This window comes from Acidimicrobiia bacterium (assembly GCA_040880805.1).
GTDB lineage: Bacteria > Actinomycetota > Acidimicrobiia > IMCC26256 > DASPTH01 > DASPTH01.
The window spans coordinates 1-14,718 of the sequence record JBBDHW010000036.1 but is presented as its reverse complement, the minus strand read 5'-3'; the positions used below and the strand labels follow the sequence as shown (position 1 = coordinate 14,718).

16 protein-coding genes are annotated in these 14,718 nt (G+C 68.4%); 5 read left to right on the top strand and 11 right to left on the bottom strand.

Features of this window, described 5'->3' with window-relative positions; genetic code table 11:
* Positions 1-27: 27 nt before the first annotated feature.
* Complete coding sequence (argC, locus tag WD271_09190) at positions 28-1,065, bottom strand: N-acetyl-gamma-glutamyl-phosphate reductase (protein MEX1008002.1); 1,038 nt, start codon at positions 1,063-1,065, stop codon at positions 28-30.
* Between the two features lie 204 nt (positions 1,066-1,269).
* On the opposite strand from argC, the gene WD271_09185 reads away from it, so the two are divergent.
* Positions 1,270-1,542 (top strand): helix-turn-helix domain-containing protein, encoded by a 273-nt coding sequence (locus tag WD271_09185; GenBank protein MEX1008001.1) that lies wholly within the window; start codon positions 1,270-1,272, stop codon positions 1,540-1,542.
* On the opposite strand, the gene WD271_09180 is transcribed toward WD271_09185, so the two are convergent.
* Genes WD271_09180 through WD271_09170 form a run of 3 tightly spaced genes read right to left on the bottom strand, consistent with a single transcriptional unit; the run spans position 1,523 to position 4,605 of the window.
* Complete coding sequence (locus WD271_09180) at positions 1,523-2,164, bottom strand: TetR family transcriptional regulator (GenBank protein MEX1008000.1); 642 nt, start codon at positions 2,162-2,164, stop codon at positions 1,523-1,525. The two genes, WD271_09185 and WD271_09180, sit on opposite strands and share 20 nt — an antisense overlap.
* Positions 2,161-3,816 (bottom strand): MDR family MFS transporter, encoded by a 1,656-nt coding sequence (locus WD271_09175; GenBank protein MEX1007999.1) that lies wholly within the window; start codon positions 3,814-3,816, stop codon positions 2,161-2,163. Before WD271_09175 ends, WD271_09180 begins: the two co-directional genes overlap by 4 nt.
* Positions 3,817-3,876: 60 nt before the next feature.
* The gene (locus WD271_09170) at positions 3,877-4,605 is read right to left on the bottom strand and encodes a DnaJ domain-containing protein (protein ID MEX1007998.1); all 729 of its coding nucleotides are present in this window, start codon (positions 4,603-4,605) and stop codon (positions 3,877-3,879) included.
* Between the two features lie 30 nt (positions 4,606-4,635).
* Here WD271_09170 and WD271_09165 point away from each other — a divergent pair, with 30 nt between their 5' ends.
* Positions 4,636-5,109: a pyridoxamine 5'-phosphate oxidase family protein gene (locus tag WD271_09165; GenBank protein ID MEX1007997.1), complete on the top strand. Its 474-nt coding sequence runs from the start codon at positions 4,636-4,638 to the stop codon at positions 5,107-5,109.
* Positions 5,110-5,130: 21 nt separating this feature from the next.
* Here WD271_09165 and WD271_09160 read toward each other — a convergent pair whose 3' ends face one another.
* From WD271_09160 to infC, 7 genes are all read right to left on the bottom strand, one after another.
* The gene (locus WD271_09160) at positions 5,131-5,535 is read right to left on the bottom strand and encodes a thioesterase family protein (protein ID MEX1007996.1); all 405 of its coding nucleotides are present in this window, start codon (positions 5,533-5,535) and stop codon (positions 5,131-5,133) included.
* Positions 5,536-5,541: 6 nt separating this feature from the next.
* A complete protein-coding gene (gene pheT, locus WD271_09155) occupies positions 5,542-7,935 on the bottom strand; it encodes a phenylalanine--tRNA ligase subunit beta (protein MEX1007995.1) in 2,394 nt (797 codons plus the stop codon).
* Entirely contained in the window at positions 7,935-8,981 is a 1,047-nt protein-coding gene (gene pheS / locus WD271_09150) for a phenylalanine--tRNA ligase subunit alpha (protein MEX1007994.1), read from the bottom strand. Before pheS ends, pheT begins: the two co-directional genes overlap by 1 nt.
* Positions 8,978-9,796, bottom strand: coding sequence for an RNA methyltransferase (locus tag WD271_09145; GenBank protein MEX1007993.1), 819 nt, complete (start codon positions 9,794-9,796; stop codon positions 8,978-8,980). The genes pheS and WD271_09145 overlap by 4 nt, the downstream gene beginning before the upstream one ends.
* A gap of 87 nt (positions 9,797-9,883) precedes the next feature.
* Positions 9,884-10,246: a 50S ribosomal protein L20 gene (rplT, locus tag WD271_09140; GenBank protein ID MEX1007992.1), complete on the bottom strand. Its 363-nt coding sequence runs from the start codon at positions 10,244-10,246 to the stop codon at positions 9,884-9,886.
* A 48-nt stretch (positions 10,247-10,294) separates the two neighbouring features.
* The gene (gene rpmI, locus WD271_09135) at positions 10,295-10,489 is read right to left on the bottom strand and encodes a 50S ribosomal protein L35 (protein MEX1007991.1); all 195 of its coding nucleotides are present in this window, start codon (positions 10,487-10,489) and stop codon (positions 10,295-10,297) included.
* Positions 10,489-11,154: a translation initiation factor IF-3 gene (gene infC / locus WD271_09130; protein MEX1007990.1), complete on the bottom strand. Its 666-nt coding sequence runs from the start codon at positions 11,152-11,154 to the stop codon at positions 10,489-10,491. The genes rpmI and infC overlap by 1 nt, the downstream gene beginning before the upstream one ends.
* Before the next feature lie 331 nt (positions 11,155-11,485).
* On the opposite strand from infC, the gene WD271_09125 reads away from it, so the two are divergent.
* The 3 genes from WD271_09125 to WD271_09115 form a co-directional block, all read left to right on the top strand.
* Entirely contained in the window at positions 11,486-11,926 is a 441-nt protein-coding gene (locus WD271_09125) for a hypothetical protein (GenBank protein MEX1007989.1), read from the top strand.
* Positions 11,923-13,731 carry a glycoside hydrolase family 15 protein gene (locus WD271_09120; GenBank protein MEX1007988.1) on the top strand — a complete coding sequence of 603 codons (1,809 nt, stop codon included), beginning with the start codon at positions 11,923-11,925 and terminating at the stop codon, positions 13,729-13,731. The genes WD271_09125 and WD271_09120 overlap by 4 nt, the downstream gene beginning before the upstream one ends.
* Positions 13,712-14,718 (top strand): hypothetical protein (locus WD271_09115; GenBank protein MEX1007987.1); only part of this gene is annotated, 1,007 nt, incomplete at its 3' end. The genes WD271_09120 and WD271_09115, both read left to right, overlap by 20 nt.

Genomic DNA, 14,718 nt, shown 5'->3' with positions numbered 1-14,718 from the left:
AGGGTACCTGCGCCGCGGACGCGAGCCTCATGGCATCAACCCCGTGCTCGGGAGGGCAGTCGTTTCCGGAAGGCCGAGCAGCAGGTTGGCGCACTGGACCGCCTGGCCCGACCCGCCCTTCACGAGGTTGTCGAGCGCGCCGAGCGCGAGCACCGTGTTCGTGCGAGGGTCGTAGCGCACGGTCACGTGCGCGGTGTTCGAGCTGAGCGTTGCCTTGGTTGCCGGCGACTCGTCGGTGACCACGACGAACGGTTCGCCGTCGTAGAAGGCGCGGTAGCGCCCGAGCAGCTCCGCGGTGCTGAGGTGGTCGACTGTGGGGCGCGCGTAACACGTGGCCAGGAGTCCCCGCGTCATCGGCACGAGATGCGGTGTGAACAGCACCTGCACCGACTGGTGTGCGACGTGCGTGAGCGCCATCTCCATCTCCGCGGTGTGGCGATGCGTGAGCAACCCGTACGCGGTGACGTTCTCGTTGACCTCCGAGAACAGGCTCGTGACCTTGGCGCCGCGGCCCGCACCCGACACGCCGGATACGGCGTCGACGACGATGCCCGACGGTTCGATCAGCCCGTCGTGCAACAGCGGCGCGAGCGCGAGCAACGCGGTCGTGGGATAGCAGCCCGGCGCGGCGACGTGACGGGCCGCGCCGATCTCGGTGCGGTAGAGCTCGGGAAGCCCGAAGGCGAACTGGTCGAGCAGCTCGGGCGCGGTGTGGGTCTCGCCGTACCACTCCTCGTAGTCGGGCTGTGGAAGGCGGAAGTCGGCGCCGAGATCGACGACGTGGCCGACGGTGTCGACCAGCGCGCCGGCGATCGACTGCGACCGTCCGTGCGGGAGCGCGAGGAACACGACGTCGAGGCCCGCGAGGTCGCCCGCCACCAGCGGCGCGTACACGAGTGACGGATAGGCCCCAAGGAGCGACGGAAACAGCTCGCCGACACCGGCACCCACGTTCGCGTCGGCCGTGACCTGCACGACCTCGATCGCCGGGTGCCCCGCCAGCAGGCGCAGCAGCTCCGCGCCCAAGTACCCCGACCCCCCGACCACCGCGGCTCGATACGCCATGACGCATAGTATACAGAGATTTGAATAGCTGCCCGGGCGCAGAACCGTTACGGAACGATCATCGCGCGAGATCCGGGTGGCTACCTCTCAGGTCTCTACGAGTTCCGGGCCGGGTCGATCGATCGCTGGGTGGGATGGTTCGCGAATATCGCGCGAGCCGCTTCGACGTCCACGCTGGACTTTGTCGACCGTGTCACCGCGTTGATGGACGACTGGCGTGAACGCGTCCGTGATCTGCGCGTCGATGCGAGTGCCCGTTCCGTACTCGAGCTCCTGCCGTCGCATCCGGTCGTGAGCGCTGCGCTCGTCGCGCAGCTCTTGGGTATATCGACGCGTGCCGCGCGGACTGCACTCGACGTGCTCACGACTCGGCGTGTCACCGAGCCATTCGACGTCAAGCCGTCGCGACCCGGCCGTCCACCTCAATGGTGGCTCGCGCGCGAGCTCGTCGAAACCGTCAGCGCTTGGGCACAGTGACCGCGCGGCCGCGGCGGGCGCTGCGGCGGGACACAAGGGTGAACCCGGATGCGAGCTGGTCGAAGACCTCGTCGAACAGCGCGGGCAGCGACCCCCTGCGGTCACGCTCCTGCCACACGGTGAGGGCCACCCGGGACGCAGCCAGCGCGGCGCTGACCATCACCGCGGGATACGTATCGACGTCGGCGTCGAGTTTGGTCCGGCGCGCGATCTCGAGCACCAGCTCGTGTTCGACCGCGGCCAAACGCGCCGCATAGCGGACCCCGAGCGCGGGATACCGGCCGACCAGGCGGTGCCGGATCAGCCAGTCGTCGGGATCGGCCTGCAGGTGATCGGCGCTCGCGTGGACCGCGGCCCGCAGCGCGTCGATCGGAGCTTCCCGCGCCGGCCGAGCCACGAGCGCGTCCACGACACGCGCGGTGCTCGATTCGCTGCTGCCGACGATCGCATCTTCCTTGGACGCGAAGTAATTGAAGAACGTGCGGGGCGACACACCGGCCGCGGTCGCGATGTTGTCGATCGTGACCCGATCGGGGCCCAGCTCGTCGGCGAGACGCAGCGCGGCCGACGCGAGCGCGTCGCGCGTCTCTGCCTTCTTCCGCTCGCGCAGTCCCTGGGTCACGGTGATGCTCCCTTGGGGTTGCGCGCCGGCTCCTCCTGGCCGTTGCCGACAGTCTCCACGCTCTCCACCGCGAGGGACGGGTCGGCCATCGCGATGAGCGCGTCCTCCGCAAAGTCCACTTCGAGGACCGCAGCGCGACGAACGTCTCCCGAGGACGTACGGAGCGACGTCTCCTTGATGAAGCACGCGAGCACAAACCCGAGCAACAGCAGCGGCACCGCAAATGCGAACACGCGCGTGATGGCTTCGGCGAAGGCCAGCGCGGTCGTCGCGCGCGCCGAGGGCGCCAACCCGCGCACGACCTCGGGCGTGATGTGCAGGTCCGCCTTGGCTCCGAGCAATGCCGTGAGCCGGCTGGTGAACAGCGCGCCGAATGCCGCGACCCCGATCGACCCGCCGACCGCCCGGAAGAAACCGACCGTCGACGTGGCGACACCGAGGTCCTCGATCGGCGCTTCATTCTGCGTGGCGAGCACGAGGATCTGCATCACCATGCCGATGCCGACTCCGAGGATCGCCATGTAGGCGCCCGACTCGAAGCGCGTGCTGCCCACTCCGAGCGTCGACATCAGGTACATGCCCAAGGTCGCGATCGCCATGCCGAAAATCGGGAAGACCCGGTATCGACCGGTGTGGCTGATGATCTGCCCCGCGAGGATCGACGAACCGAGCACTCCGAACATCAGCGGCACGAGGAGGAGCCCCGCGTTGCTTGCCGACACGCCGTTGGCGATCTGCAAGAACGTAGGCAGGTAGGTGACCGCGCCGAACATGCAGACGCCGACGATGAAGAGGACCGCAGACGAGAGCGCGACGGTGCGGATCCGGAACAGGCGGAGCGGCATGGCAGGCTCGGGCGCGCCTCGTTCGACGAGGAGGAACGCGATGCCGAGCACGACAGTGACGATGCCGAGTCCGATGATGATGGGCGAACCCCACGCGTACTTCCCGCCGGCCCACGACGTGAGGAGCACGAGGGTCGAGATCCCGGCAGCCAGCAGCGCGCTCCCCACCCAATCGATGCGGACCTCGGAGCGGCGGCGGCTCGGTGGAAGGACGAAGGCCGTCACCAGCAACGCCACGATGCCGAGGGGCACGTTCACGAAGAAGATCCAGCGCCACGAGAGGTGGTCGGTGAGGAACCCGCCGACCAGCGGCCCGATGACGCTCGCAGCGCCGAACACTGCTCCGAAGAAACCCTGGTAGCGGCCGCGCTCGCGCGGGCTCACAACGTCGGCGATGATCGCCTGGGCCACGATGATGAGCCCTCCGGCACCGAACCCCTGCAGCGCGCGGCAGGCGATGAGCTGGATCATCGTGGTGGACAGGCCCGCGAGGATGCTGCCCACGACGAACAGGCCGATGCCGATCTGGAAGAGGGTCTTGCGCCCGTAGAGGTCGCCGAGCTTGCCGAAGAGCGGCGTGGCAATGGTCTGCGCGAGCAGATAGGCGGTGACCACCCACGAGAGCTGGTCGAGGCCGCCCAGGTCGCCCACGATCGTGGGGAGCGCAGTGGCCACGATCGTCTGGTCGATCGCGGCCAGCAGCATGCCCAGGACCAGGCCGCTGAAGATGATCATCACCTGCCGCTTGGGCAGGGCCTGAGCCGGGGCTTGACGTGAGTCTGCGGCCGAGACGGTGACGCCATCCATTACTTGCACATTCTGCAATTTTTCAGTCTGCGCAAGCAAGCCCCGAGGCCTGCTGTCGGGCTATTCGCGCCGCAGCCGCCGGGCACCGACGACGAGGAGGATCGTGCCTCCCACGAGAAGCTTCACCGCCACGATCCAGAGCGTCACGTTGCGCGCGGTGTGCGACGTGTCGGTGACCACGCTGGTGGGGTCGCTTCGGTCGTAGTGAATGTCGACGCGCGAGCCGACCGGCGGCTGCTCCTCACCACTCTTGATCTGCTCCACGCCGCGAACGGTGCGACCGTCGCGGGTGGTGAACTCGAGTCGTCGATCACCGCCGACCTCGACGACGGTGGCAACCGCGGCCACTCCACGTGCGCGCAAGTCGGCGTCGTGACGCTGCAGCGAGACCACCCAGGCCGCGGCCGCGAGTCCGAGCACGATCAGGGCAATGCCGCCTCCGAGCGCCCACCGCGCACTCCGCCGCGTCAGGTGGAGGCGGCCGGTCGCCGGCACGACGATGGGCGAAGCCGCGGGTGACGGCACGACAGACGGCGTGCGTGGGGTGCTCGCGGTGGCATCGCGGTGTCCCGAGTCGTAGCGCGCCCGACGAGCTGGGTTGCTCAGCACGCGGTATGCCATGCTCACGCGCTTGAATTGCTCCTCCCCTCCGGAGGGGTCAGCGGGATGCGCGTCGGGGTGGAGCTCGCGCGCACGGGCGCGGAAAGCGGTCGCGATCTCCTCTCGGGTCGCGGTGCGGCCGACTCCGAGCTCGGCGTAGAGGTCGTCGACCGGCTCCCGAATCGCCACGGCACCATTCTGCGTCGCGAGAATGGGGCCATGACGTCGTGCCGAGAAGTCGAGCAGGCTGCACCGGCCCTTACCGCGGCGTTGGAGGGCCGATTTGCCGCCCACAAGCACGCGCTCCTGGCCACACTGCGGCGGGACGGGTCACCCCGGGTCAGCGGGATCGAGACGTCGTTCCGGAACGGCGAGCTCTGGCTGGCGATGATGCCCGACTCCCGCAAGGCCGCCGACCTGCGGCGAGACCCGCGGTTCGCGCTCCACGCCGCTCCCATCGACCTCGACCTCGTCGACGGCGACGCCAAGCTCGACGGCCGGGCGATCGAGGTGACCGATCCGGCTGAACTCGAGCGCTTTGTCGCCGGCCACGACCAAGCCCCACCGCCGAGCGGCGTCGGCCTCTTTCGCGCCGAGCTCACCGGCGCGTCGCTCACGCGCGTCGAGGGCGACTGGCTGGTGATCGACTCGTGGCGCGAGGGTGAGGGAACACGGCAGCGGCGCCGTCAGTAGCGCGTCGTCACCAGCGCGTCGTCAACCTCCCGCCGCCGACGACAGTTTCTCACGGATTTCGTCGGGGATGGGCGTGGAGTCGTGGGTTCCCGGCACAACGGATACGTACGTGATGACGCCCACGCACGCGGGCGCACCATTGCAGGTAGCGGTGTACTCGATGTCCATCGACGCGGTGCCGAGACGCGGTACGTGCACTGCGATCGCGACATCGTCGTCGAACCCGGCAGGGCCTTCCCACTCGATCACCGCCTTCACCACCATGATGTCGAAGTCGGTGAAGAACGCGACCTTGGGCTTCAGCCCGAGCGCCTCGAAGAAGCGCGTCTGCGATTCGTCGAAGTACGTGAGCCAGTGGGCGTTGAACACCACGCCCTGCGCGTCGACCTCCGCGTAGCGCGGCCGCACGTGATGGACGAACGGCACGCGCATTCAGCCCCGGAGCTCGGCGCCGTGGGCTGCGATCACCGCGTCGATGCAACGCTGGCGGACCTCGCTGATCTGGGCATCGGTGAGGGTGCTGTCGGCGGCGCGGAAGCGAAGCGCGAAGGCGAGGCTCCGGCGTCCGGGACCGAGCGCGTCGGACTGGAACACGTCGAACGGCCGAACGTCTTCGAGCAGCGCCCCTGCCGCTTCCCGCAACGTCCGCACGATGGCGCCCGCCGGGACGGCTTCGGACACGGCGAACGCGAGGTCGATCGACGACGCGGGGAAACGTGACGATGTCTGGAACTGGCGATCGCGACGCGGTGCCGCAACCAGCGTGTCGAGCACTACTTCGAACCCCACGACGGGGGCGACGAGTCCGAGCGCGCCCACCACCGCATCGGCGATCTCACCGACCGCGCCCGCGTCGACGCCTCCGGCGAGCACCCGGGCACTGCGGCCCGGCGCGTAGCCGGGAACGTCGGCAGGCTCGAGCGCGAACTGCTCGATCTCGAGCGCGTCGATCACCTCGCGCAATGCGTCGACGGCGTCGTAGACGTCGACCGCACGATCGTCTTCGACCGGCCGGCGTCGCACCGTGCCGGCCATCGCCACCGCGAGGTGCTCGGGCTCCTCGGGGAGCGGTCCGGCGCCGTCGGCCGGTGTGTAGAACACGTGACCCTGTTCGAAGAGTGCGACGTCGTGCAGACCGTGCGACCGATTGAACGCGACCGCTTGCAGCAACCCGGGAAGCACGCGCGTCCGCAGCACCGACTCCTCGGCGCGCAGCGGGTTGGCGGCGCGCACGAGCCGATCGACCGGCGCGCCGGCGCGTTCGAGGTCGGCGGGTGACACCAGCGACAACGTGATCGCCTCCGACACCCCGAACCCCACGAGCGCGTCGGCAACCGACCGGCGGTCGCGCTGGAGGCCCGTGAGCGCGCCCACCTGCCCGTGCGCGTTGGGCAGCGTGCGCCCGATCTGGTCGAACCCGATGCGACGGGCCACTTCCTCGATCAGGTCGATCTCGCGTTCGAGGTCGGGCCGGAACGTGGGCACCGTGGCCACCAGGGTGTCGCCGTCATACTGGTCGAGCTCGATCTCGAGCGGCGCGAGCGCGTCCCAGACCTGTTCGGCGTCGAGCGCGGTGCCGAGCACCTGATCGACACGGCTCGTGCGCACCCGGATGCGTTCGCGCTCGACGGGATCGGGGTAGACGTCTTCGCTCTCCCGCGCAACACGCGCGTCGGCAACGTGCGACAAGAGGTCCATTGCGTGCTCGGCGTTCCGCGCGACCGCGTCGGGGTCGATGCCGCGCTCGAAGCGCGCGCTCGACTCACTCCGTAGCTTCAGCCGCTTCGATGTCTTCGCGATTCCCATCCGCTCGAAGTAGGCGGATTCGAGCAGGATCTCGGTGGTGGCGCCGGACACTTCCGACGTGGACCCGCCCATGATCCCGGCGATCGCCTGCGGCGCGCGCTCCGCGTCGCAGATCAGGAGGTCGTCGCGCGTGAGCTCCCGCTCGACACCGTCGAGCGTGGTCATCTGCTCGCCGTCGCGCGCGAGCCGCACCACGATGCCACGACCACCGAGCCGCGCGAGGTCGAACGCGTGCAGCGGCTGGTTGCGCTCCAGTAGCACGTAGTTGGTGACGTCGACCACGTTGCTGATCGGGCGCATACCCGCCTTCACGAGTCGCTGCGCCATCCAGGCCGGTGACTCCCCCATCGTCACGCGGGCGACGCGCCCGAGGTAGCGAGGGCAGCGGTCGGGCGCATCGATCACGACGCTGATGTCGTTCGCGATCGCGGCGTCGGTCGGCGCACTGGGCTCCGGGACATCGAGGTCGAGCTTGAAGTGCGCGGCAAGCTCGCGAGCCACACCCACGATGCACATCGCGTCGGGACGGTTGGGCGTGATCGAGAGATCGAAGATGACGTCGTCGAGACCGAGGATCTCACGCACATCGGCGCCGAGCTCACTCCCGGGATCGAGGCTCACGATCCCCGAGTGGTCGTCGCCGAGGCCGAGCTCGCGGGACGACAGGAGCATGCCGTCGGAAACGACACCGCGGATAGTGCGGCGAACGAGAGTGAACCCCCCGGGCAACGTGGCACCCTCGGGCGCGTACGGGACAATCATCCCCGCGACGACGTTCGGCGCGCCGCACACCACGCGCGTGTGTCCGGCACCGAAGTCGACGTCGACGATCGACAGCTTGTCGGCGTCGGGGTGCTTCACGACCTCGAGCACCTTGCCCGCGACCACCCCGCTGATCTCTCGACCCGGCTCCTCGACGCCTTCGACCTCCAACCCGAGTTGGTTCAGTGCCGCGACGAGCTCGGGCACCGGCGCGGTGACCGGCGTGAACTCTCGGATCCAGGAAAGTGGCGCGAGCATCAGTACTGCGCCAGGAATCGGGTGTCGTTGTCGAAGAAGGTCTTGATCTCGTCGACGCCGTACCGCACCATCGCGATGCGCTCCAAGCCGAAGCCGAACGCGAACCCGGTGAACTCCTCGGGGTCGATGCCCACGCCCGCGAGCACGTTCGGGTCGACCATCCCGCAGCCGCCGAGCTCCAGCCACCCCGAACCGAAGCACACGCGGCAGCCGACGCCGTCACAGAAGATGCAGCTCACCGCGAGCTCGGCCGACGGCTCCGTGTACGGGAAGAAGTCGGGACGGAAGCGAGTGCGGATCGATTCGTCACCGAACAGGGCGCGCACAAACGTCTCGATGGTGCCGAAGAGGTCGGCGAGCGTGATGCCACGATCCACCACCAACGCTTCGATCTGGTGGAACACCGGAGAGTGACGCGGCGAGGGCGTCTCGCTGCGGTACGTGCGGCCGGGCGCAACGACGAAGATCGGCGGCTTCATGTGCTCCATCGTGCGGATCTGGACGGGCGACGTGTGCGTACGCAGCAGGATCTGCTCCGGCTCGCCGAGCTCCACGTAGAGCGTGTCTTGCATCGAACGGGCCGGGTGGGCGGGCGCCATGTTGAGCGCCTCGAAGTTGTGCCAATCATCTTCGACCTCGGGGCCTTCCATCACCCGGTAGCCCATGCCGATGAAGATGTCCTCGAGCTCGCGCTGCACCTGCGTGACGAGGTGGAGGTGTCCGCGCGCGCGACCGTGCCCGCCGAGCGTGAGGTCGACCGCGTCGCGCGGCGCTGCGGCCGCGGCGGCCGCCTCGATCTCGGCGCGCTTCGCCTCGACCCACCCCGCGATGCGCGCTTGGAGCGCCGCCACGGCCTTCCCGGCTACAGGGCGCTCGGAGGGATCAAGGGTCTTGATCTTCTCCTTGGCCTGACCCACGTGCGACCGGCGCCCGGTCAGACGTTTGCCGGCCTGCTCGGCATCACCAATCGTCGTGGTCGCGTTGATCGTTTCTGCGGCGACGGTCGTCGCATTCGCGAGCAGCTCTTGGATCTCGGCGAGCGTCATCGTGCGGTCCCCCGCGCGCGCTGGCGCGCCGACTCGAAGCAGAGAATGGAACCGGCCATCGCGACGTTGAGCGACTCGGCGGACCCGTGCATGGGCACGGTGACCCTCCCGTCGAGATGCGCGTCGAGCTCGGACGGGAGGCCGTGGGCCTCGTTGCCGAGCACGACCGCGGTGGGGACGCAGAAGTCGATCGCGTCGTACGGCGTGCCCGAGCGGGCGTCGGCAGCCACTCGCCGCCGACCGTGCTGCTGCAACACGTCGAGCGCCTCCACCGCCGACCACCCCTCTACGACGGGAATTCCGAAGATCGCGCCGGCGGAGGCGCGAACGACCTTGGGATTGTAGGCATCGACCGATCCGGCACTGAGCACGATTGCGGCCGCGCCCGAAGCTTCCGCGCTGCGCAGCAACGTGCCGACGTTGCCGGGGTCGGCCAGCGCAACACCAACGAGCACCAGCCCGTCACGCGTCAGCACGTCGACGGCCAGATCATCCCCGGAAAGCAGGGGCATCGGCGCGACCGCGAGCACGGGTTGCGGCGTGACGGTGGAGCCGAGCTTCTCGAGCACGCCTTCCCCGAGCAACTCGACCGGGACGCCCACCGCTTCGACGCGCGCCACCAACGGTGCGAACGCGACCTCGGCGTTGGGGCCGAAGAACACCGCCTCGAGCGCAGCTCCGCGATCCAACGCAGCCTCGACCGCACGTGGCCCTTCGACGACGAAGACGCGCTCGGCTTCGCGGGCACGCGCGTCGCGCAGGACCGCGCGGAGCCGGCGGACCACGCGGTGGCGCGGGCCAAGCTCTCCGCTCATGGCAGCCGCCACATGGCTCGCTCCCTGTGAGCTGGGATACCCGGCTCGCGGGCGTTCGCTCGCGGTGCTGCCGGGCCTCGCTTCCGGTCAGGCAGCTTCGAGGGCCTCCCTCGCGGCGGACACGAGCGCGCCGAAGGCGGCGGCATCCTTGACCGCGAGGTCGGCGAGGATCTTGCGGTCGACGTCGATCTCCGCGACCTTCAACCCAGCGACGAAGCGCGAGTACGACATGTCGTGCTGGCGGCACGCGGCGTTGATGCGCACGATCCAGAGCTTGCGGAAATCACCCTTGCGCGCGCGCCGGTCGCGATACGCGTAATTCCCGGAGTGCATGACCTGCTCGTTGGCCTTGCGGAAGCTCCGGCTGCGCGACCCGCGGTAACCCGAGGCGGCGTCGAGGATTTTGCGGCGGTGCTTCTTGCCATGGACGGATCGTTTGACCCTGGCCATCGTGCAACTCCTGAATCGTGTGCGTGTGAGTGGTGAACAAACGAGGCGTCAGCGGCCGAGAAGCTTTTTGACTTTCTTCTTGTCGGCGCCGGTGAGCCAGGCGGCGCGGCCGAGTCGGCGTGTGCGCTTACTCGGCTTCTTCTCGAGCAGGTGCGAGCGGTACGCCTTGCGGCGACGGATCTTCCCGGTACCGGTCACGTGGAAACGCTTCGCTGCGCCCCGGTGTGTCTTCATCTTCGGCATCACGTAGCTCCGTTGTCTTCGGGCGCGGAAACATCCGCTGCGCTGACTTCCACTGTGACTTCCACTGGCACATCCATTGGCACATCCATTGGCACATCCATTGGCACATCCATCGACACATCTCGTGGGGCGGCAGCCTTTGCCGCGCTGACTTCCTTGGTCTTCTTTCCGTCTTTCTTGTTGGGGTGCAGGACCATCGTCATGTTGCGGCCGTCTTGTCGAGGTTGTGATTCGATGATGGCCAGATCGACCACGTCGTCGGCGATCCGGCGCAGGATCTTCATGCCGAGCTCGGGGTGGGCGATCTCACGTCCTCGCAGCCAGATCGTGAGCTTGACTTTGTTGCCCTCGTCGAGGAAGCGAAGCACGTGCTTCATCTTCGTGACGTAGTCGTGCTCGTCGATCTTCGGCTTGAACTTCATCTCCTTGATGACGACCTTGGTGGCCTTGCGTTTCGACTGGCGGCGCCGCTGTTCTTGCTCGTAGACATACCGGCCGTAGTCCATGATGCGGGCAACCGGCGGATTGGCGTTGGGCGCCACCTCGACCAGATCGAGCTGTAGATCACGGGCTTGTGTGAGCGCTTCCGGAAGGGGCCTCACACCGAGTTGCTCCCCTTCGGCACCCACGAGAAACACCTCGCGGGCTCGGATGCGGTCGTTGATCCGGACCTCGTGCGTGGCTATCTGGTCACCTGCTTCATCGGGGCATTGGCTCCCTCAATCTTTCTCTCTGTGGGACCTACTGCAATGGTTCTGGCTGCAATGCTTCTGGCTGCAACGCTTCTGGCTGCAACGGTTGTGGACGCGACGATGGCGGACACGGGAAGCGTCCGCCATCTGTGGGCCGCCCAACGCCGGAGCGTTGGTGCCGCCGGATGCGCGGACCCGGACGCACCTGAACACCTCTCGGGCGAACATGTGGTGGCCGGGTGGGGACGAAGCGGTCAAGCTCCGACGTCCCACTTCCCTTGGTCGATCCTGAAAGGATACCAGTGTGAGCACGCTGTGGACACCCTCGGGCGAGCACCAACCGGAAGAGCCGGTTGACAAGTTCGCCGACGAAGACCTGGCCGACCAAGACCGCGCCGCCTCTGGCCAGCCTTATCAAGGAGCACCGAGCCCCGAAGAGGCCGAGGAGATGTGGCGCGCCCGCGCCGATCTCGCCGGTCTGCCCGTGACCGACATCGTGGCCAACCACGCCGTCGGACTCTGGCAGCTCGCGGTTCTCCACCTGATGCCCGATCCGGATCCAGCGGGCCTGCCGACCGAGCCGCGGCTCGACGAGGCCCAGCTTGCGATCGACGCGCTCGGCGCGCTGGTCGACGGCCTGGGCGCCCGGCTCGCGCCGCACGACGAGGCGCTCCGCGAGGCGCTCAGCCAGCTGCGCCTCGCGTACGTGCAGGTCGCCGGCAGCGGCGACACACCCGCTTCATGACGTCCCTCATCGAGCAGTACGCGCTCATCGGAGATACCCAGACCGCGGCCCTCGTCGGCGACGACGGATCGATCGACTGGCTCTGCGTGCCGCGGTTCGATTCCGGCGCGTGCTTCGCCGCGCTGCTCGGCGACGCGAGCAATGGCCGCTGGCTCATCGCTCCCGCGGCCGGTGGCCGCGCGACTCGCCGGCGGTACCGCGATGGCACCCTCGTGCTCGAGACCGAGTTCGACACCCCCGAGGGCACCGTACGCGTGACCGACTGCATGCCGATCCGCGATCGCAGCATCGATGTCGTGCGCGTCGTGGAGGGCGTGAGCGGCGCGGTGCCGATGAAGCTCGAGCTGTGGGTGCGCTTCGACTACGGCTCGGTGGTGCCGTGGGTGCGTTCCACCGATCACACGGTGTTGATGATCGCGGGACCGAATGCGTTGCGGCTCACGTCGCCGGTCGAGGTGCGCGGACGGGATTTGCGCCACGAGGCCGAGTTCGTCGTGCGCGAGGGCGACAGGGTGCCGTTCGTGCTCACGTGGTTCGAGTCGTGGCACAAGGAGCCGCCGCCCCCGGTCGACCCGATCCGGTCCCTCGGGCGCACGACCGCGTGGTGGAACGACTGGTCGAGCCGCACCACCTACGAAGGCGGGTGGAAGGACCAGGTGCAACGCTCGGTGATCACGTTGAAGGCGCTCACGTTCGCGCCGACCGGTGGCATCGTGGCTGCGCCCACCACGTCGCTCCCCGAGTGGCCCGGCAGCGTCCGGAATTGGGACTACCGCTACTGCTGGTTGCGCGACGCGACGTTCACGCTCTACTCACTGATGATTGCCGGGTACGTGAAGGAGGCAGTGGAGTGGCGCGACTGGCTGCTGCGAGCGGTGGCGGGCGATCCCGCGCACCTGCAGATCATGTACGGCCCGGCAGGCGAGCGGCGGCTCCCCGAGTACGAGGTCGATTGGCTGCCGGGCTACGAGGCCTCGGCGCCGGTGCGCGTGGGCAACGCGGCGTCAGAGCAATTTCAGCTCGACGTGTACGGCGAGGTGTTCGACGCGCTGCACCAGACCCGTCACATGGGGGTGGCCGAGGACCCCACCGCGTGGTCGCTCCAGCAGGCCATCCTCGAGTTCCTCGAGTCGGCGTGGCAGGATCCGGACGAGGGCATCTGGGAGGTGCGAGGCGGCCGCCGCGACTTCACACACTCGAAGGTGATGGCGTGGGTCGCGTTCGACCGCGCGGTGAGAGCAGTCGAAGAGTTCGGGCTCGAGGGACCCGTCGACCGGTGGCGCGCCGCGCGCGAGGAGGTGCATCGTGAGGTGTGCGCGCAGGGCTTCGACGCCGAGCGCAACACGTTCACACAGAGCTACAAGTCGAAGGAACTCGACGCGAGCACCCTGATGATCCCCCTGGTTGGCTTCCTACCCCCCGACGACCCACGCGTTGCCGGAACGCTTGCCGCGATCGAGCGCGAGCTGCTCGTCGACGGTTTCGTGCTTCGGTACAACTCAGAGGTTGGAGTCGACGGCCTCCCTCCCGGCGAGGGCGTATTCCTGCCGTGCTCGTTCTGGCTCGCGGACAACCTGTGGCTCAGCGGCCGGCACCGCGACGGCGCGGCCCTCTTCGAGAGGCTCCTCGGACTCGTCAACGACGTCGGGCTGCTCGCCGAGGAGTACGACCCCCACTCGAAGCGCATGCTCGGGAACTTCCCGCAGGCCTTCACCCACGTGTCGCTCGTGAACACCGCGTCGAACCTCTCTGGCGTGACGAGTCCGGCACGACATCGAGCGACCGGTGACCTCGGCCGCGAGTAGTCCGGACCGGCAGAACCGGCGCTCGCACTGGCTCGTCGTCGGCGGTGTTGCCGTCGTCGCCTTCGTCTTCCGCGGGTGCTTGCTCCTCATGTCTTCGCGCGTCGCGGTGTTCCCCGGCACCGACGACACGTGGTACGACGCGGTGGCTCGCTCGATCGAGCGTGGCGACTTCGGCCGTCTGCCGGCGGTGTTTAGCGGAAGCGTGCTGTCGCCGCGCTTTCCACCCGCCTATCCGCTGGTGCTCTCGGCGGGGCGCGGGCTGCTGTTCTGGGTCGAAACGCAGAACGCACACCGTTGGACGGGTGTGGTGCTCGGCGCGCTCGCGGCGGGCACGGTGGCGGCGCTGGCATGGCGACTGAGCCGCATAACCCGATCGAGCACGCGCGTGCTGCTGACCCTCGCTGCCGGTTTGCTTTTCGCGATGAATCCCGTCGTCGCCGGAGCATCGACGTCACTGATGGCTGAGGCGCTCGTGCTGCCGGTCGCCGCCCTCGTGCTGCTCCTCGTCGATCGCCTCGTCACGGGAGACGGCGGTACGGGGGAGGTGATCGTGCTCGGCGTTCTGCTCGCGGTCGGCGCCTTGACGCGCTCGGAGGCGATCGTCGTGCTCTCCGCCGCGGTGTTGGGCGGTTGGCTGGCGTCGCGCCGAGAAAGACGGTGGATACTCCCACTGGCGATCGGCGTTGCCGCAGTGATCACCTGGTCGGCGGTGGTCTCGGTGGCCGCAGGACGTCCGGTCGCGATCAGCACCAACAGCGGGTCGTTGCTCCTCGGCGCGAACTGCCCGCGTCTCCACAATGCCGACGGCATCGGGTACTGGTCGTTCGTGTGCCTCCCGTTGCCCGACGTGAAGATGTCGGCGGCAACCGCGCGGCGGACACGGGCCCAGGACAACTTCCTGATGAAGAACTTCGCGTTCCCACCCCAGATCGTCGCGCGCGCCGAAGCCGAGATCAGCCGTGCGCAGCTCGACGCCGCGATCGACAA

What these genes read in the sequence shown, in the direction of transcription:
- argC (MEX1008002.1), bottom strand. Translation starts at nt 1,065, where the DNA reads ATGGCGTATCGAGCCGCGGTGGTCGGGGGGTCGGGGTACTTGGGCGCG.
- WD271_09185 (MEX1008001.1), top strand. Translation starts at nt 1,270, where the DNA reads ATGGACGACTGGCGTGAACGCGTCCGTGATCTGCGCGTCGATGCGAGT.
- WD271_09175 (MEX1007999.1), bottom strand. Translation starts at nt 3,816, where the DNA reads ATGGATGGCGTCACCGTCTCGGCCGCAGACTCACGTCAAGCCCCGGCT.
- WD271_09165 (MEX1007997.1), top strand. Translation starts at nt 4,636, where the DNA reads ATGACGTCGTGCCGAGAAGTCGAGCAGGCTGCACCGGCCCTTACCGCG.
- pheT (MEX1007995.1), bottom strand. Translation starts at nt 7,935, where the DNA reads ATGCTCGCGCCACTTTCCTGGATCCGAGAGTTCACGCCGGTCACCGCG.
- pheS (MEX1007994.1), bottom strand. Translation starts at nt 8,981, where the DNA reads ATGACGCTCGCCGAGATCCAAGAGCTGCTCGCGAATGCGACGACCGTC.
- WD271_09145 (MEX1007993.1), bottom strand. Translation starts at nt 9,796, where the DNA reads ATGAGCGGAGAGCTTGGCCCGCGCCACCGCGTGGTCCGCCGGCTCCGC.
- rplT (MEX1007992.1), bottom strand. Translation starts at nt 10,246, where the DNA reads ATGGCCAGGGTCAAACGATCCGTCCATGGCAAGAAGCACCGCCGCAAA.
- rpmI (MEX1007991.1), bottom strand. Translation starts at nt 10,489, where the DNA reads ATGCCGAAGATGAAGACACACCGGGGCGCAGCGAAGCGTTTCCACGTG.
- WD271_09120 (MEX1007988.1), top strand. Translation starts at nt 11,923, where the DNA reads ATGACGTCCCTCATCGAGCAGTACGCGCTCATCGGAGATACCCAGACC.